General features: G+C 71.5%; 13 protein-coding genes and 1 riboswitch. Of the genes, 10 read left to right on the top strand and 3 right to left on the bottom strand.

Annotated features, from left to right (window positions below; genetic code table 11):
* Window positions 1-56: 56 nt before the first annotated feature.
* Window positions 57-1,838: an ABC transporter ATP-binding protein gene (locus AC07EQ_RS30855; protein ID WP_478391381.1), complete on the top strand. Its 1,782-nt coding sequence runs from the start codon at window positions 57-59 to the stop codon at window positions 1,836-1,838.
* A gap of 176 nt (window positions 1,839-2,014) precedes the next feature.
* Entirely contained in the window at window positions 2,015-3,283 is a 1,269-nt protein-coding gene (locus AC07EQ_RS30860) for a sialidase family protein (protein ID WP_478391382.1), read from the top strand.
* A gap of 76 nt (window positions 3,284-3,359) precedes the next feature.
* On the opposite strand, the gene AC07EQ_RS30865 is transcribed toward AC07EQ_RS30860, so the two are convergent.
* Window positions 3,360-5,207, bottom strand: a complete 1,848-nt coding sequence (locus AC07EQ_RS30865) for an exo-alpha-sialidase (RefSeq protein WP_478391383.1) — start codon at window positions 5,205-5,207, stop codon at window positions 3,360-3,362.
* A 259-nt stretch (window positions 5,208-5,466) separates the two neighbouring features.
* Here AC07EQ_RS30865 and AC07EQ_RS30870 point away from each other — a divergent pair, with 259 nt between their 5' ends.
* The 4 genes from AC07EQ_RS30870 (at window position 5,467) to AC07EQ_RS30885 (ending at window position 11,137) form a co-directional block, all read left to right on the top strand.
* Complete coding sequence (locus AC07EQ_RS30870) at window positions 5,467-7,077, top strand: ABC transporter substrate-binding protein (RefSeq protein WP_478391384.1); 1,611 nt, start codon at window positions 5,467-5,469, stop codon at window positions 7,075-7,077.
* Between the two features lie 69 nt (window positions 7,078-7,146).
* Window positions 7,147-8,106, top strand: a complete 960-nt coding sequence (locus AC07EQ_RS30875) for an ABC transporter permease (RefSeq protein ID WP_358565111.1) — start codon at window positions 7,147-7,149, stop codon at window positions 8,104-8,106.
* Window positions 8,103-10,076: a dipeptide/oligopeptide/nickel ABC transporter permease/ATP-binding protein gene (locus AC07EQ_RS30880; protein ID WP_478391385.1), complete on the top strand. Its 1,974-nt coding sequence runs from the start codon at window positions 8,103-8,105 to the stop codon at window positions 10,074-10,076. Before AC07EQ_RS30875 ends, AC07EQ_RS30880 begins: the two co-directional genes overlap by 4 nt.
* Window positions 10,073-11,137, top strand: coding sequence for an oligopeptide/dipeptide ABC transporter ATP-binding protein (locus tag AC07EQ_RS30885; RefSeq protein WP_478391386.1), 1,065 nt, complete (start codon window positions 10,073-10,075; stop codon window positions 11,135-11,137). Before AC07EQ_RS30880 ends, AC07EQ_RS30885 begins: the two co-directional genes overlap by 4 nt.
* Window positions 11,138-11,170: 33 nt before the next feature.
* On the opposite strand, the gene AC07EQ_RS30890 is transcribed toward AC07EQ_RS30885, so the two are convergent.
* Entirely contained in the window at window positions 11,171-12,322 is a 1,152-nt protein-coding gene (locus tag AC07EQ_RS30890; protein ID WP_478391387.1) for a serine hydrolase domain-containing protein, read from the bottom strand.
* Window positions 12,323-12,447: 125 nt separating this feature from the next.
* Window positions 12,448-14,724: a 5-methyltetrahydropteroyltriglutamate--homocysteine S-methyltransferase gene (gene metE / locus AC07EQ_RS30895; protein ID WP_478391388.1), complete on the bottom strand. Its 2,277-nt coding sequence runs from the start codon at window positions 14,722-14,724 to the stop codon at window positions 12,448-12,450.
* Between the two features lie 132 nt (window positions 14,725-14,856).
* Window positions 14,857-15,095: riboswitch (cobalamin riboswitch) on the bottom strand.
* Window positions 15,096-15,345: 250 nt separating this feature from the next.
* Here metE and AC07EQ_RS30900 point away from each other — a divergent pair.
* The 4 genes from AC07EQ_RS30900 to AC07EQ_RS30915 are packed head-to-tail and all read left to right on the top strand — an operon-like array spanning window position 15,346 to window position 17,961.
* Window positions 15,346-15,840: an RNA polymerase sigma factor gene (locus AC07EQ_RS30900; RefSeq protein WP_478391389.1), complete on the top strand. Its 495-nt coding sequence runs from the start codon at window positions 15,346-15,348 to the stop codon at window positions 15,838-15,840.
* Window positions 15,840-16,457 (top strand): methylated-DNA--[protein]-cysteine S-methyltransferase, encoded by a 618-nt coding sequence (locus tag AC07EQ_RS30905; RefSeq protein WP_478391415.1) that lies wholly within the window; start codon window positions 15,840-15,842, stop codon window positions 16,455-16,457. The genes AC07EQ_RS30900 and AC07EQ_RS30905 overlap by 1 nt, the downstream gene beginning before the upstream one ends.
* The gene (locus tag AC07EQ_RS30910; RefSeq protein ID WP_478391390.1) at window positions 16,454-17,182 is read left to right on the top strand and encodes a 2OG-Fe(II) oxygenase; all 729 of its coding nucleotides are present in this window, start codon (window positions 16,454-16,456) and stop codon (window positions 17,180-17,182) included. The genes AC07EQ_RS30905 and AC07EQ_RS30910 overlap by 4 nt, the downstream gene beginning before the upstream one ends.
* A complete protein-coding gene (locus tag AC07EQ_RS30915; RefSeq protein ID WP_478391391.1) occupies window positions 17,182-17,961 on the top strand; it encodes an Ada metal-binding domain-containing protein in 780 nt (259 codons plus the stop codon). The genes AC07EQ_RS30910 and AC07EQ_RS30915 overlap by 1 nt, the downstream gene beginning before the upstream one ends.
* Window positions 17,962-17,991: the final 30 nt, after the last annotated feature.

Genomic DNA, 17,991 nt, shown 5'->3' on the forward strand with positions numbered 1-17,991 from the left:
AGTGAACTATGGTAAATATGAAGATGACTCTGAATTTGATCGCACTGGAGCCGCCTATGTCATCGCCTGAGGAATCCACTCCCCCGCCCGCCCGCCTCCGCCGCATCGGCCGCCTGTTCCGCCCCCACCGAGGCACGCTGCTGGTCGTCGCGCTGCTGGTAGTCGTGTCGTCCCTGGTCTCCGTCGCGTCGCCGTTCCTGCTGCGCGAGGTCCTCGACGTCGCCATCCCGCAGCAACGGCTCGGCCTGCTGACCGCACTCGTGCTCGGCATGATCGGCGTGGCCGTCGCGACCAGCGTGTTCAACGTCGCCCAGACATATCTGTCCACCAAGGTCGGGCAGAGCGTGATGCACGGACTGCGCTCGGCGGTCTACGCCCGGCTGCAGCGCATGTCGCTGGCGTTCTTCACCCGCACCCGGACCGGCGAGATCCAGTCCCGCATCGCCAACGACATCGGCGGCATGCAGGCCACCGTCACGTCCACCGCCACCTCGCTGATCTCCAACCTCACCACCGTGGTGGCCACCGTGGTCGCGATGCTCGCGCTGGACTGGCGGCTGACGATCGCGTCGGTGGCCCTGCTGCCGGTGTTCGTGTGGGTCAGCCGCCGGATCGGCCGGGAACGCAAGAAGATCACCGCGAAGCGGCAGCGCCAGCTGGCATCGATGTCCGCCGGCGTGCAGGAATCCCTTTCCGTCAGCGGGATCCTGCTGGGACGCACGATGGGCCGGGCGAGGTCGCTCACCGACTCCTTCGCCGCCGAGTCCGCCGCGTTGGCCCGGCTCGAGGTCAGTTCCAGCATGGCGGGCCGGTGGCGGATGTCGAGCATCCAGATCGTGATGACCGCGCTGCCCGCGCTGATCTACTGGGCGGCCGGCGTCACCAGCACCTTCGGCGTCCCGCTGATCACCCTGGGCACCCTGGTCGCCTTCGTCACCCTGCAGCAGGCCCTGTTCCGGCCGACGCTGTCGCTGCTGTCCACCGGCGTGGACGTGCAGAGCTCGCTGGCGCTGTTCGGCCGCATCTTCGAATACCTCGACCTGCCGATCGACATCGACGAACCGGAGCGACCGGCGCGGCCGGCGCGGATCGAGGGCGAGGTGCGGTTCGCGGACGTGTCGTTCGCCTACTCGCCCGAGGCCGCCGACGGAACCCTCACCGGGATCGACGTGACCGTGCCCGCCGGCACGAGCCTCGCCGTGGTCGGCGAGACCGGATCCGGGAAAACGACGCTCAGCTACCTGGTGCCGCGCCTCTACGACGTCACCGGCGGACAGGTGCGCATCGACGGCGTCGACGTGCGCGAGCTCGGCTTCGACACGCTCGCCGATGCGGTCGGCGTGGTCTCCCAGGAGCCCTACCTGCTGCACGCCTCGGTGGCCGAGAACCTGCGCTTCGCCAAGCCCGACGCCACCGACGAGGAACTGGTCGCCGCGGCGAAGGCGGCGCAGATCCACGACCACGTGGCGGCACTGCCGGACGGCTACGACACAGTGGTCGGCGAGCGCGGGTACCGGTTCTCCGGCGGGGAGAAGCAGCGGCTCGCGATCGCCCGCACGATCCTGCGAGACCCGCCGATCCTGATCCTCGACGAGGCCACCAGCGCATTGGACACCCAGACCGAACGCGCGGTGCAGCAGGCTCTCGAAGCGCTGTCCTCGGGCCGGACCACGCTCACGATCGCGCATCGGTTGTCGACCGTGCGCGACGCGGACCAGATCGTGGTGCTCGACGGCGGACGGATCGCGGAGCGCGGCACGCATGACGAACTGCTGGCCGCCGACGGCCGATACGCAGCCCTGGTCCGGCGCGACGACCAGCTCCCCGCCGCCGCGTGAGCACCGGATTCGAGCCGCCCGCAGGCGCGCGTTCACCGTCCATTCCCGCCTGATTCACCGAATGTTCGAAATTCACCTCTTCTCCGATTCGACGGTTTGTTTCCGGCTTCGCTGGCAGGATGTGGTGATCTTGTTCGGGGGCGACCTGCCGTACCGGTACGGCGGAGAGGAATTTCGTGAGCATTCGCCACACCTGGAGGATCGGCACCAAGGCGGCGTCGGCGGTGCTGGCCACCGCGGTCCTGGGCAGCGCGTGTGCGACCGCGCCCGAACCCGCCGCGCCCGCGGCAGCGCCGTCCGGCCCGGTCTTCGCCCAAAGCGCCGGCGGCGGGCGGGCGTTGGCCGGGACCGAGGTCTACGAGAAGGGCGAAGGCGGCTACCACTGCTTCCGCATCCCCGCCGTCGTGCGCACCAAGGACCGCAGCACGCTGCTCGCCTTCGCCGAAGGCCGCCGCAAGGACTGCGCCGACACCGGCGACATCGACGTGGTCCTCAAGCGCTCCACCGACGACGGCAAGACCTGGGGCGACATCGAACTCGTCGCGGACGGCGGCGGCGACACCCGGGGCAACCCGGTGCCCATCGTGGACGGTGAGTCCGGCCGGATTTCGCTGCTGACAACGCACAACCCGGGCTCGGAGTGCAAATCCGGCGCCAAGTGCACCCGCACGCCGTTCCTGCAGCACAGCGCGGACCCGAAGGGCACGAAGTGGACCGCGCCCGAACCCCAGCCGCAGCTGACGAAGTCCGAGTGGAACACCTGGTACGCGACCGGCCCCGGGCACGGCCTCCAGCTGACGCAGGGCGAGCACCGCAACCGCATGCTCGTCGGTATCACATTCGGCGGCAGCAGCGGGCGCAAGGGCGCCGGGCTGATCTACAGCGACGACGGCGGGACGAGCTGGCAGCTCGGCGTCGTGGACGACCGAACGGGCAAGAAGATCAACCCGCAGGAGCTCAACCTGCTGGAGACCACCGACGGCGCGGTGTACGCCGCCGCGCGGAACCAGGACAACAACGGCACCGAGACCTCGACCGGCAACCGCGCGGACGCCATCAGCGCTGACGCGGGCGCGACGTTCGAGCAGGAATTCGCGGTCGTGCCGGAGCTGAAGGGGCCGGTGGTGCAGGGCTCGGTGGTGCGGCTGCGCGCCAAGACGGCCGGCGACCCGAACGACCTGATCCTGTTCTCCGGGCCGTACAACGATGATCCGAAGATGGCGCACCGGCGGCACACGCTGCGCATCCGCACGTCGGCCGACGAGGGCGCGACGTGGCAGGAGGTCGGCACGGTCGTCGACGCGACCTGGGCGGCCTACTCGGACCTGGTCAACCTCGGCGGCGGCCGGGCGGGAGTCCTCTACGAGGCCGGCCCGCAGGAGTCGAACGACGCCCACGCCTCGATCCGCTACGCCCGGTTCGAGGAAGGCGACCTCGATCGCTGACGGCCTTCGGCGGGTCGGGAGCGCGGAACGGGATCGCTGTCCCGTTCCGCGCTCACGGCATTCGGTTTGCGGATCGTCAGGAGATGGCCTCCATCGGGAGCCGGAGCCCGAGGCGGCCGCCGATCTGCGCGTTCCGCGTCCGGATGGACTCCAGCTCCGCCTGCGTCAGCGCGCGCCGGTAGACGCGCACCTCGTCGATGGCGCCGTGGAAGCGGTTGGCGCCGTCCACGCGCTGTCCGATGTGGATTCCGTCGACCCCGAACTCCTTGCCCTCGGTGACGGAACCCGGTGGCACCTCGGCCGATCCGGCTTCCCGGCCGTCGATGCGCAGCACGAACCGGCCGTCCACCCGCTGGAGCGCCGCATGGTGCCACTGGTCGTCGTTGTACGCGCCGGCGGACTGCACGGTGATGTTGAAGCGGTCCACCATGATCAGCGCCTGGATCCGGTTCGAGCCGGGTTCCGCGCGCAGCCACAGCTGCGGCGTGGTGCCGCTACCGGTCCGGTACGCCCACAGCAGGGCGTGCGAGCCGGTGGTGTCCGCGTAGCGGAACCACGTCGTCAGGGTGAAGTCGCCGCCGCCGAGGTCGATCGACTTGCCGAACGGCACCTCGACGCGGTCGTCCACGCCGTCCAGGGCCAACGCGTTCCCGAACCGCCCGGGCACCAGCGCCGCGTCGCCGCGGACGAAGGCGGGGTTGCCGCGGCCGGAGTCATCGGGCGTCGTCGGACCGGGTTCGGGCGGTCCCGGAATGCCCGGCGGCGTGCCGTTCGGCGTCGCCAGGTACGCCTCGTTGAAGCGCGTCCACCGGATCGACTCGTACGGCGTGGCGACGCCGGCCTCGTAGTACAGCCCGATCTCGTCGCCGTCGAGCTTCACCATGTCCGAGTACGCCGACGGCCCCCACCAGAAGACCTTGCCCTGCTCCCAGGGCTGCCAGCTCCGTCCCTCGTCGTAGGAGGAACGCACCGACATCGCCTCGCGCGCCACCGGATGCGCCGGCGCGGACAGCAGGATCCGGTCCTCGGCGTCGCCCTGGTCCCGCGCGTGCAGTCGCAGCGTCGACGCCTGCACGTCGGGCATGGCCAGGTCGATGGGCCGGAACGGCGCGTCGAACGTCGCTCCCCCGTCGCCGCTGATCGCGACCGACCGATGGCCCGGATCGGTGCCGCGATCCCTGGCCAGCGCGTAGACCCGCCCGTCGGCGAGCTCGACGACGGTCACCTCCTGGGCGATGACCGTCCCGTCGTCGACGGCCGCGGACGCACCGATGTGCCAGGTCTGGCCGCTGTCGTCGCTGTAGAGCAGGTGCGTGCCGTAGACGTGCGGGCGCACGCCGTCGTTGATCTCGTGGCTCGCGCCGACCACCAGCCGCCCCGCGTGCGGTCCGCGGGTGAGCTGGATGCCGTGCATCGGACCGGTGGCGTACCAGAAGTTCCACTCCGGGCGCTTGCCCTCGGTCATCTCGCGCGGCGCCGACCACGTGGCCCCGTCGTCGTCGCTGACCTGGACGAACGGATCGCGATCGCAGCCGTTCGGGCAAGGATCGGGCCCGTTGTGGTTGCTGACCAGCACGATGCGGCCGGTGCGCTGGTCGACGATCGGCACCGGGTTGCCGTGCGTCGACCCGTTGCCGTCGGAGACCACCTGCAGCGGGCCCCAGGTGCGGCCGCCGTCGGTGGAGCGCCGCAGCACGATGTCGATGTCGCCGTCGTCACCGCAGTCCGCGACCCGGCCCTCCGCGAAGGCGAGGACGTCGCCGTTCCCGGCCCGGACGACGGCCGGGATGCGGAAGCACGCGTAGCCGAAGTCCTGCTTCGCGAACAGGACCTGCTCGTCGACGAACGGTGCTGCCGGGTCCGGTTCGGCCGCCGCGCCGGCCGGCGATCCCGACAGCATCGCGGCCGACAGCAGGACGCTCAACGCCGCGGCTCTCCACCGCCGCCGCGGCGGCCCTCCAGGTGCTATGCGCATGTCATGCCCTTCCAGCAGAGCGAACGAGGGAAGACATACTACGTCCTACGTGGAACCTCTGGAAGGCTCGGCGGACGGCTTCGCGAAACCGGCCGGAAACCTCTCGATCAACTGTTCTTGACCGCCGAACGCAGGCGACCGTAGCCTGCACTCCCAGACTTGACGTAGGACGTCCCATGTCCCGTCGCTCAACCCGCCAGGAGGCAACGTGAGCCCCCACGTTTCCCGCACCTTCGTCAGTCGCCGCGACTTTCTGCGCTACAGCGGGATCCTGAGCGCGGCGGCGGCCGTCTCCGCCACCGTCGGCGCCTGCGGCGGCCCCGCGTCGACGACCTCGACCGGCGGCGACGACAAGGGCCTGATCACCGCCGTGATCGGCTACGGCAACGACCAGACCTGGGACCCGACCATGACCGCGTCGGCGTTCGCGATGGCCGGCAACAACCACGTCTACGAAGGACTGATCGACACCGACCCGGTCACCCGCGACCCCTACCCCGCGCTGGCGGTGGCCGCGCCCGCCGACCCCAACGCCACCACCTGGCGCTTCGCGCTGCGCCCGGGCGCGAAGTGGCACGACGGGCAGCCGGTCACCGCGGACGACGTGGTGTTCACCTTCGAGCGCGTCCTCGACCCGAGCACCCTGGCGTACTCGTTCTTCGCCGCGTGGCTGCAGGAAGCCCGCAAGGTCGACGACGCCACAGTGGAACTCGTGCTGAAGTTCCCGTTCCCGGACGGGATCCAGCGCCTCACGATCGCGAAGATCATGCCGAAGCACGTCTACGGCGCCCCGGGCGGCTGGGACGCGGCCAAGGGCGGCAAGGCCATCGGCTCCGGCCCGTACAAGCTGGTCGAGCACAACCCCAAGGCCAACACCAGGTTCGAGGCGTTCGCGGACTACAACGGCCCGCGCAAGCCCGCGGTGCAGAAGATGAACTGGCTGTCCATCGTGGACGCCTCTGCCCGGGTCGCGAAGATCTCCGGCGGCGGCGCCGAGGCGCAGGTCGCCGAGAACATCCCCTACGCCAACATCGACCAGCTGCGCCAGAGCGGGCTGCGGGTCAACGGCGGCAAGGGCATGAACCACCTGTTCCTGATGTTCAACACCGGTCAGAAGCCGTTCGACGACAAGCGGGTCCGGCAAGCCCTGTTCCACGCCATCGACACCCGCAAGATGATCGACGTCGCGCTCAAGGGCCACGGCACCCCGGCCACCAGCTTCCTCAACGAGCAGAACCCGGCCTACGCCAAGGCGAAGACCGTCTACGACTACGACCCCGACCGGGCGCGGGCGCTGCTCGCCGAGGCCGGGGTCAGCGGGCTGACCATCACGCTGATGGCGGTGAACGTCAGCTGGCTCGCCGACTGCCTGCCCACCATCGCCAACTCCTGGGAGGCGATCGGCGTCAAGACCGAGCTGCAGCCGCAGGACACCAGCGCGCTGTTCACCAAGATGGACCAGTCGCAGTCCTACCAGGTCGTCGCGGCGGCGTCGAACCCGAACCAGTTCGGCCTCGACCCGGACCTGATCCTGCGCTACAACTACACCGCCGGCGGCACCTGGATGAAGTACACCAAGTGGGACTCCAGCCCCGAGGCCAAGGCGCTGTTCGCGGCGATGGACCAGGCGATCCGCGAGCCCGACCCGACCCGGCGGCGGCAACTCGTCCACGACTACCTCGACGTCGTGGCCGACCAGGCGGTCCTCTACCCGGTGGTGCACAACGAGCTCGTGACGGCCTGGAACCCGGCGAAGCTCGACGGCGTCGAGCCGCAGCCCTACCCCGGCATGAACCTGTTGCAAGCCAAGCGAATCTGAAACAGTCGAACGCACAGGTGGGCTAAGCGGCTTCGCCGCTTCAGAGACGAGAACTGAGCGGAGTTCCACGTGGTCGTGATCGCGAGGATGCTGTTGCGGCGCATCCTCATCCTGATCCCGCTGCTGCTGGGCGTGATCCTGTTCGTCTTCATCATCATGCGCTTCTCCAACAACAAGCCGGAGTACGCGTACTTCCAGGGCGCCAACCCGACGCCCGAGCAGATCCACCGGTTCCAGCTGGAGAACGGCCTGCTCGACCCGCTGCCCGTGCGCTACCTGCGGTTCGTCGCCGACCTGGCGCAGGGCGACATGGGCACCAGCGTGCTGACCAAGGCACCGGTGCTGGAGCAGGTGGCCACCGCGCTGCCGCTGACGATGCAGCTGACCTTCCTGGGGCTGTTCATCGCGGTCGTGCTGGCGCTGGTGTTCGGCGTCGTCGCCGCGCTGTTCCGGGACCGCTGGCCCGACCAGCTGATCCGGATCGTCTCGCTGGTCGGCGTCGCGGCCCCGGCGTTCTGGATCGCGCTGCTGTCGATCCAGTGGCTCGCCGTCGACCGCGGCTGGTTCCCGACCGGCGGCTACGTCAACCCGGGCGATTCGTTCACCGGCTGGCTGGTGTCCATGACGCTGCCGGCGATCTCGCTGTCGCTGCCGGTGGCCGCGCAGCTGACCCGGATCATCCGCACGGCCGTCGTGGAGGAGCTGGACAAGGACTACGTCCGCACCGCGATCGGCAACGGCCTGCCGCCGATCGTCGTGGTCGGCCGCAACGTCCTGCGCAACGCGCTGATCAACCCGCTGACCGTGCTCGGCCTGCGGGTCGGCTACCTGCTCGGCGGCGCGGTGGTCATCGAGACCATCTACTCGCTGCCCGGCATGGGCCAGCTGATGATCAACGCGGTGCTCAACGGCGATCCCGCCGTCGTGCAAGGCGCGGTGCTCACCATCGCGGTCGGCTTCGTCGTGGTGAACCTCGTCGTGGACGTGCTGTACCTGCTGGTCAACCCCCGTCTCAGGAGCGCCGCGTGATCCGCACCGGACTTGCCAGACGACTCGCCCGGCCGGGCATCCGGTTCCGGCGGCTCAACACGATCTCCTGGATCGCCGTCGGCCTGCTCGTCGTCATCTGCCTGGCCGCGATCTTCGCGCCGGTGCTGGCCCCGCATTCGCCGTATGCGCAGGAAGCGGCCGCGGGCGGCCCCAGCGCAACGCATTGGATGGGGCTGGACAGCGCGAACCGCGACATCTTCACGCGCGTGCTCTACGGGGCGCGCTGGTCACTGCTGATCGGGCTGGGCGCCACCGGTTGCGCGCTGCTCGCGGGCGCGGTGGTCGGCGCGGTCGCCGCCACCTCCCGCGCCGCCATCGGCGAAACGATCATGCGGGTGCTCGACGTGATCATGGCGTTCCCGGGCATCGCGCTGGCCGCCGTGCTGGTGGCGGTCTTCGGCGGCAGCATCCCAGTGCTGGTGCTGGCGATCGCCTTCGTCAACGTCCCGCCGATCGCCCGCGTGGTGCGCGCCAACGTCCTCGCCCAGTACGGCGAGGACTACGTGGCGGCGGAGCGCGTCATCGGCGCCCGCACCCCGCACATCCTCGTCCGGCACGTCGCGATCAACTGCGCGGCGCCCGTCCTGGTCTTCTGCACGGTGATGGTCGCCGACGCGATCGTCTTCGAGGCGTCGCTGTCGTTCATCGGCGCGGGCGTGCGCCCGCCCGACCCGTCGTGGGGCAGCGTCATCGCCGACGGCCGCAACATGGTCCTGACCGGCGGCTGGTGGGCGACGGTCTTCCCCGGCCTGGTGATCCTGCTGACGGTGCTCGCGCTCAACGTGCTCGCCGAAGGGGTTTCGGACGCCTGGGCGGCGCCGGCCACCCGGCAGGCCACCTCGGAACCCAGGCGGCGCACGCGGGCGGCCACCGGCGAGCGCACCGAGCTGCCCGGCCTCGCCGAGGCGGCGCAGCGGATCGCGGAGCGGGCGCGCCCGCTGCCCGACGGCGAGCCGATCCTGCAGGTCCGCAACCTCGCCATCGGCTTCGACGGCCGCCACGACGGCGTGGACATCGTCGACGGCATCTCCTTCGACGTCCGTCCCGGCGAAGTCCTCGGCCTGGTCGGGGAATCCGGCTGCGGCAAGACGATCACGGCGCTGACGGTGATGGGCCTGCAACCCCGGGAAGCCCGCATCGGCGGCGAAATCCTCTTCCGCCGCGAGGACGGGGTCACCGACCTGCTGACCCTCCCCCGCCAGTCCCGGCGCCACCTGCTCGGCCACGAGATGGCGATGGTCTACCAGGACGCGCTGTCGTCGCTGAACCCCGCCATGACCATCCGGGCCCAGCTCAAGCAGCTGGTCCGGCGCGGCGGCCGGCACACGCCCGCGGAGCTGCTGGAGATGGTCGGGCTCGATCCCGAGCGCACCCTCACCGCCTACCCGCACGAGCTCTCCGGCGGCCAGCGGCAGCGCGTGCTGATCGCGATGGCGCTCTCCCGCGACCCGAAGCTGATCGTGGCCGACGAGCCGACCACCGCGCTGGACGTCACCGTGCAGGCGCAGGTGATCCAGCTGCTGCTGCGGCTGCGCGCGGAACTCGGCTTCGCCCTGATCCTGGTCTCCCACGACCTGGCCCTGGTCTCCGACGTCACCGACCGCATCGTGGTGATGTACGGCGGGCAGATCGTGGAATCCGGGGTGACCTCGGCGCTCGTCGAGGCGCCCGCGCACCACTACGCCCGCGGGCTGTTCGGCGCGGTGCTGTCGCTGGAGTCCGGCGCCGAGCAGCTGACCCAGATCCCCGGCGTGGTGCCGTCCCCGTCCGAATTCGCGGCCGGCTGCCGGTTCGCCGACCGCTGCCCGATGGCCACCGCGATCTGCGAGGAGCGGGCACCGGTGCTCGGCGGGCAGGGCAGGTTCCACGCGGTGGCCTGCCACCACCCGGCGATCGACCTCACCGCCGACCGGGACCACGCTACGGCGGCAGCACAGGAGCGGCCATGACCTCCCCAGAACGCGAAACCCTCGTCGAGCTCGCCGACGTCCACGTCGTCCACAAGGCGCGCTCCGGCGGGCTGTTCCGCCGCGACCGGGTGCACGCCGTCACCGGCGTCGACCTGGCGGTGGTGGCCGGCGAAACCGTCGGCATCGTCGGCGAATCCGGCTGCGGCAAGTCCACCCTGGCCAAGGTGGTGGTGGGCCTGCAGCGGCCGACCAGCGGCACGATCTCCTTCCGCGGCAAGGACATCTGGTCGCTGCCGGCCGCCGGGCGCCGGGCCGCGATCGGCGCGGAGGTCGGCATGGTCTTCCAGGACCCGGCCACGGCGCTCAACCGGCGACTGCCGGTCCGCCAGGTCCTGCGCGACCCGCTGGACGTGCACGGGCACGGCAGCCGCCAGGAACGCGAGGCGCGGGTGCGCGAGCTGCTGGACCTCGTCGGCCTGCCGGCGAGCGTGGCGAACCTGCTGCCGGGCCAGATCTCCGGCGGCCAGCGGCAGCGCGTCGCCATCGCCCGGGCCCTCGCGCTGCGCCCCCGGCTGCTCGTGGCCGACGAACCCACCAGCGCCCTCGACGTCTCGGTGCGCTCGCAGATTCTCAACCTGCTGCTCGAACTGAAGGAACAGCTGGGCTTGGCGCTGGTGTTCGTCTCGCACGACATCCAGACCGTGCGGCGGATGAGCGACCGGGTGGTGACGATGTACCTCGGGCGGACCGTCGAGCAGATCCCGGCCGGCGCGGTCGCCGCCGCCCGCCACCCCTACACCCGGGCGCTGTTCTCGGCGACGCCCGGCCTGCTGTCGCCGATCGAGCCGATCCCGCTCACCGGCCCGGTGCCGTCGGCGACGAGGCCGCCGAGCGGCTGCCCGTTCCGCACCAGGTGCTGGCGCGCCGACGAGACCTGCGCGGCGGAGATGCCGGACCCGCAGCGCGACGCGACCGGCCACGCGTTCCGCTGCCACCACCCCGTTCCGGCGGGCACCACCGACCTCGAACTCGCCACCGAAGCCCGGTCCGGATCCGGCACGGAAGATCGGGATCCTGCCCCCGGGCGGGATGCGGCGTGATCGAATGCGGTCGACGTGGAAGCGCCGACCGGTTCACGCCGTCGCCGCCGCGTGCACGGCCTTGAGCAGGCGGTCGTTCTCCGGGGCCGCGCCGCCCGGGAAGGCGAAGCGGCGCCGGTTGTAGCCGTAGGCGAGGCCGCTTCGCGGGTCGGCGATGGCCTGCGAACCCGCCGCTCCGCCGTGCCCGAACGCGCCCTGTCCGAGGAACGGGTAGACGTCGACCGACGCGGAGAAGCCGAGCCCGAAAGCCTTGTGCTGGCGGGAAACGAGGTCGTAGCCGATCGAGTGGATCTGCGCGAAGGCCGCGGCCGTGTCCGGCTTCAGCAGCGGCGCCTTCCCGCCGATGCCGGTGGTCGCGGCCGCGTACATCCCGGCGAGCCCGCGCGCGGAAGCGACGCCGCCGGCCGACGCCTGCCCCTTCGCCCGCACCACCCGGTGGTTCGGGAAGTCCCACAGTTCCACCGCGTCCGGGTGGTTGCGGTTCATCGCGATGCCGTTCAGGCTCTCCGGGCCGGTCTCGCCCGCCGCCAGCTCGGCCTGCTGCTCCTCGGTGGGCGCCATCGGCAGGGTGGTCAGGAAGCGCGGCTCCTGCTCTGCCGGCAGCCCCAGGTAGAAGTCCAGGGCGTGCGGGGCGCGGATGCGCGCCTCGAAGTGCTGCTGCAGTGTCTCGCCGGTGGCGCGGCGGACCACCTCTCCGACGAGCGCCCCGATGACCAGCGCGTGGTACCCGAACGCGGTGCCCGGGCGCCAGTACGGCCGCTGCGCGGCGAGCCGCTCCGCGATGACCCGGTCGTCGGCGACCTCCTCCAGCGACAGCCCCGCGTCCGCGCCCACGAGCCCCACGCGGTGCGACAGCAGGTCGCGCAGGACGACGTCCTGCTTGCCCTCGGCGCCGAACTCCGGCCAGTAGTGGCTCACCCGCTGGTCCAGGTCGAGCACGCCGTCCTGCACCAGCAGCGCCGCGACCAGGTACGCCGCGCCCTTCGTGGAGGAGAACACGCCGGTCAGCGAATCCCCGGTGATCTCGGGGCCGACCCACAGGTCGACGACCCGCTCACCCGCGAGGTGGGCCACCAGCTGGGCCGCGTAGTCACCGCCCTCGGCCGCCGCCACGGCGGCGAACTCCTCGCGCACTGATTCGAATCCGGCGACAACGGTGCCCTGCGGCGTGCTCTCCTGCGACATCGGAGCTCCATTCGCTCGACCTGGTCCTGATCGGATCAAGTCGCCGCACCGCGGGGAAAATTCCCGGCAGATCGGACCGTTCCGCGGGCGGCACCACCGGTGCGGCGCCGCCCGCGGGCCCGGCGTCAGCGCAGTTCGGCCGCCGCCGCGACGAGGTTCTGCAACGCCGCCTCGACCTCGGCGTAGCCGCGGGTCTTCAGCCCGCAGTCCGGGTTGACCCACAACCGTTCCGCGGGCACGGCCGCCAGCGCGGCCCGCAGCAGGTCGACGACCTCGGCGGTGTCCGGCACGCGCGGCGAGTGGATGTCGTACACGCCGGGCCCGACGCCGTGGCCGAAGCCGACCGCGTTGAGGTCGTCGAGCACCTCCATGCGCGAGCGGGCGGCCTCGATGCTGGTGACGTCCGCGCCCAGCGCCACGATCGCGTTGATCACGTCGCCGAACTCCGAGTAGCACAGGTGGGTGTGGATCTGCGTCGAATCGGCGACTCCGCAGGTGGCGAGCCGGAAGGACGTCACCGCCCAGTCCAGGTACTCCCCGTGCTCCGCACGGCGCAGCGGGAGCAGCTCGCGCAGCGCGGGCTCGTCGACCTGGATGACCCGGATGCCGGCCGCCTCCAGGTCGGCGACCTCGTCCCGGATGGCCAGCGCGACCTGCTTCGCGGTGTCGGCCTGCGGCTGGTCGTCGCGGACGAACGACCACGCCAGGATCGTCACCGGGCCGGTGAGCATGCCCTTGACCGGCTTCTCGGTCAGCCGCTGCGCATAGCTCGCCCACTCGACGGTGATCGGCGCCGGGCGGGAGACGTCGCCGTAGAGGATCGGCGGGCGCACGCACCGCGAACCGTAGGACTGCACCCAAGCGTTGTCGGTGCTGGCGAAGCCGTCCAGGTGCTCGGCGAAGTACTGCACCATGTCATTGCGCTCCGGCTCGCCGTGCACCAGGACATCGAGCCCGAGCCCTTCCTGCAGGCGGATCACGCGCTCGATCTCGTCCTGCATCCGCCGCCGGTACGTCGCCTGGTCGATGCGGCCCGCGCGCACCGCGGCGCGCGCCTTGCGGACGTCCGTGGTCTGCGGGAACGATCCGATCGTCGTGGTCGGCAACGGCGGCAGGTTCAACGCCTTCTGCTGCGCCGCGCGCCGCGTGTCGTACTCGCCGCGCTGCGTGTATTCCGGCCGCAGCGCCTGCAACCGAGCGCGCACGCGATTGTTCCGGACCCGGTCCGCGCCGGCGCGGTCGGCGATCGCGGCGCGCGCCTCGGCCAGCTCGTCGGCCACCGCGTCGCGGCCCTCGCGCAACGCGCGGCCCAGCACGACCACCTCGCGGACCTTCTGCGCGGCGAACGCCAGCCAGGACTTCACCTGCGGGTCGATGCCGGTCTCCGCATCGACGTCGTAGGGCACGTGCAGCAGGGAGCACGACGTGCTGACCGCGACCTCGTTCGCCGAGCCGAGCAGCGTGGCGGCGGTCGCGAGCGCCTTGTCGAGATCGGTGCGCCAGACGTTGCGCCCGTCGACGAGCCCGGCCACCAGGGTCTTGCCGCTCAGCCCGCGAACCGACGACAGGACGTCCACTGTGGACTTACCGGCGACGAGGTCGGCGCCGATCGCTTCGACCGGGCTGGACGCCAGCACCTCCAGTGCCTCGCCGAGATCGCCGAAGTATCCCGCGACCAGCAGTCGCGGCCGCTCCGCCAGATCGCCGAGACGCTGGTAGGCGGCGCGCAGGGCGGCGAGTTCGGCCGGCGAGCGGTCGGCGGCGAAGGCGGGCTCGTCCAGCTGCACCCACTCGACGCCCGCGCGGTGCAGCTCGCCGAGCAGCTCCGCGTAGGCGTCCAGCAGCGCGTCCAGCCGGTCCAGTGGCCGGAACGACTCCGGTGCGTCGTCCGCGGACTTGGCCAGCAGCAGGAACGTGAGCGGACCGACCAGCACCGGGCGGGTGGTCACGCCCAGCTCGGCGGCCTCCCGGTACTGCTCCACGGGAGCCCTGTCGGCCAGCGAGAACTGCGTGTCCGGGCCGATCTCGGGCACCAGGTAGTGGTAGTTCGTGTCGAACCACTTCGTCATCTCCAGCGGCGGCTCGGACGCCACGCCGCGCGCCATCGCGAAGTAGGTGTCCAGCGGGCCCAGCCCGAGCTTCGCGAAACGCGGCGGGATCGCGCCGAAGGTGACCGCGGTGTCCAGCACCTGGTCGTAGTACGAGAACGTGTTGCCCGGCACCGAATCCAGGCCCGCGTCCCACAGCGAGCGCCAGGTCTGGACGCGGAGTTCGCGCGCCACCGCGCGCAGCTCCGCCTCGCCGATGCGGGACGACCAGTAGCGCTCCAGCGCGCGCTTGAGTTCCCGGTCGGGGCCGATCCGGGGGTATCCGAGTACGGTAGATCCGATCTTGCTGGTCAACGCCCTCTCCTCGCGAGCTCGACGGCAGATGCCCCGAGGTCCGGGAAGGCGCAGGCGGACCGGCGCGCACCACACGGCGCGAGCCGGTCGTCCGCCGGGTCCTCCCGCGAGACCTCGGACCGCGCGCACCGTCCGGTGCGCGCACCGGTGGCAGGTCTTCGGACTCGCGGGCGCGTCCCGGCCGGAGCCGGGCTTCCTAGTGGCCGTCGCTTCCCAGGCACGCGTGCCCAGTGCTGTGCCCGGTCTGGGACCGGGGACGGCGTTCGTTCCCACTCACCGCTGCGGGGCAGTCCCGGATTCCCACCGGGTTCCCTCTTGCCTCGTCCACCCCGCTTCAAGGGAGCGGACGAACCACCAGCACAACGGAGGCTACCGATCGGGGGGCCGTTGGCAAGGGCCGGTGCCGCGCCCGACCCGCGCCGGGCGCCCCCTCGCGGCCGTCGATCCCCGGGCTGAACATGATCTTCCGGCCCATCGCCGCACCTCCGGTGAGACGCTCGTCACGCGGCACCGCCGCCGGCGGCCCGTTCCCGAAACGCGGGATCGCCACGTCCGGGTGACGATCGCGGAAACGGGCCGATCCGCATCTCACGTTTCCGCGACGCGGGGCGTCTACGGGGAGTGAAAGTGAGACCGTTCGAGCAGATCGTTGACGAGTACGGCCCCATGGTGCTGCGAGTGTGCCGGGCCGTGCTCGGGCCGGCCGACGCCGAGGACGCGTGGTCCGAGACGTTCCTGGCCGCACTGCGCGCCTACCCGGAGCTGGCCGAGGACACCAACGTGGAGGCGTGGCTGGTCACGATCGCCCACCGCAAGGCGGTCGACGTCACCAGGGCGACGGCCCGCCGGCCGGTGGTGGTCGAGCGCCTGCCCGAGCGGCCCAGCACGACCGGCCGCCCGGAGGACTGGGACGGCGACCTGTGGGCCGCGCTGAGCGCGCTGCCGACCAAGCAGCGCATGGCGGTGGCCTACCACTACCTGGCCGGCCTGCCCTACGCCGAGATCGCCGCGATCCTCGGCGGCAGCACCGACGCCGCCCGGCGGGCCGCCGCGGACGGCATCAAGGCCCTGCGCACGACCTATAAGCCCACCACGAGAGTGGGGAGGGAAGCGTGATGATGACGATCCACGAATCCGACGACGGACACCTGTTCGACGCGCTCCCGGCGATCGACTTCAACACCAGCGAGCGGCTGCACATCGACCTGGTGAACGCGGCCCAGCGGGAAGGGCTGCTCGACGTCGCGTACCGCACCGTCGGCACCCCGGTCGGCGAGCTGCTGCTGGCGGCCACCGAACGCGGCCTGGTGCGGGTCGCCTTCGACCGCCAGGGGCACAGCTCGGTCCTGGAGTCGCTGGCCGAGCTGATCAGCCCCCGCATCCTGCGGGCGCCGGCCCGGCTCGACGAAGCGGCCCGCCAGATCGACGAGTACTTCGCCGGGCGGCGGCGGACCTTCGACCTGCCACTGGACTGGCGGCTCTCGCGCGGGTTCCGGCTCAACGTGCTGGAGCACCTGCCCGACATCACCTACGGCCACACCGCGAGCTACGCCGAGGTCGCCGCCGCGGCGGGCAGCCCGCGGGCGGTTCGCGCGGTGGGCACCGCGTGCGCGACCAACCCGCTGCCGGTGGTGGTGCCGTGCCACCGGGTCGTGCGCTCGGACGGCACCTCGGGCGGGTACGTCGGCGGTGCGGAAGCCAAGGAAACCCTGCTGAACCTGGAGGCGGCATGACCACGTCGAAGACGGACCGGTACGCGAAGCGGGTCGCGGCGGCGGACTGGGCGGGGGTCGCCGCCGAGGTCAACGACTACGGTTGCGCGCTGCTGCCGCAGTTGCTGACCGTCGCCGAGTGCGAGCGGATCGCGGCCCTGTGGGACGAGCCCGAGCACTTCCGGGCCACGATCAACCTGCGCCGCCATCGCTTCGGGGACAACGGCGACTACCACTACTTCGCCGCGCCTTTCCCGGAACCGGTGGAGAAGCTGCGGCAGGCCCTCTACCCGCAGCTGCTGCCGGTCGCCCGGGACTGGGCCGAGAAGCTCGGCCGGGAAGCGGAATGGCCGGACACCCTCGACGAGTGGCTGGACATCTGCCATCGGGCCGGGCAGGCCCGTCCCACGCCGATCCTGCTGCGCTACGAGCCGGGCGGCTGGAACGCGCTGCACCGGGACCTGTACGGCGACAAGGTGTTCCCGCTGCAGGTGGTGATCAACCTCAACGATCCGGGGACCGATCACACCGGAGGCGAGTTCCTGCTGGTGGAGCAGCGCCCGCGCGCCCAATCCCGGGGCACCGCGACGCTGATCCCGCAGGGGCACGGCCTGGTGTTCACCACGCGCGACCGACCGGTCCGCTCGGCACGCGGCTGGTCCGCTTCCCCGGTGCGGCACGGGGTTTCGCCGGTGCGTTCCGGGCGACGCCACACGCTGGGGCTCGTCTTCCACGACGCGGCCTAATGGCGTACACGCTGATCGGGGCCGACGGGCGCCCGTACGAAAGCGCCGTGCCGGGTCGCTTCGGCGGCTACCGGCGCGGCCGGATCTACGGGCGACTGGACTGCCCTTCGGCGTTGCGCGCCATCGCAGACGGCGGCTACGTGGCGCACCGGGTGTTCTTCGCCGACGAAGCCACGGCGCGCGCGGCCGGCTATCGGCCCTGCGCGGTGTGCCTGCCGAAGCGGTACCAGGAGTGGAAGGACGGTGAGGAACCGTTGACGATGCGTCGGAACCGGTCGCCGCTGGCGAGCGAGTCCAAGGGGGCGGCCGGGATTCCATTGCCGCACGACGAAGTCGAGCTGGCGACGGTGATGGGCCTGCTCGCCGGGCTGCGGCCACGGGTGACCTCGATCGTCATCGGCTGCTCGCGCGACGCCCCGTCCCGGGCGACCGCCGATGCCGTCGAGCGGGCGTGGAGCGAGCGGGGCGGGCACGTGCTCGACGTCGTCGACTGGCCGGAGCGGGCCGCGTCGTGGCTGCGGCAGGCGCGGCGCTTCACCGAGCCTGGCCCGGACGCGTGGGTGGTGACCGGGCAGGTCACCGGCTGGGTGCAGATGGGCCGTCGGCTTCTGCACTCCACCGGCTGGGACCCGGCCCGTACGATCGGCACCGCATCACTCGCCAGCGACGACCTGATCGCCATGGGCGGCGTGGGAACCTTCGACGGGCTGCGCGGCGCGGCCCGCGACGGCGGCACCTGGGAAGTGGTCCGCACCATCCTCGTGCATCGCCCCGCATGACGACCGAGAACGCCGAGAAACCGAGGAGAA

The organism is Saccharopolyspora sp. NPDC045839 (assembly GCF_056431645.1).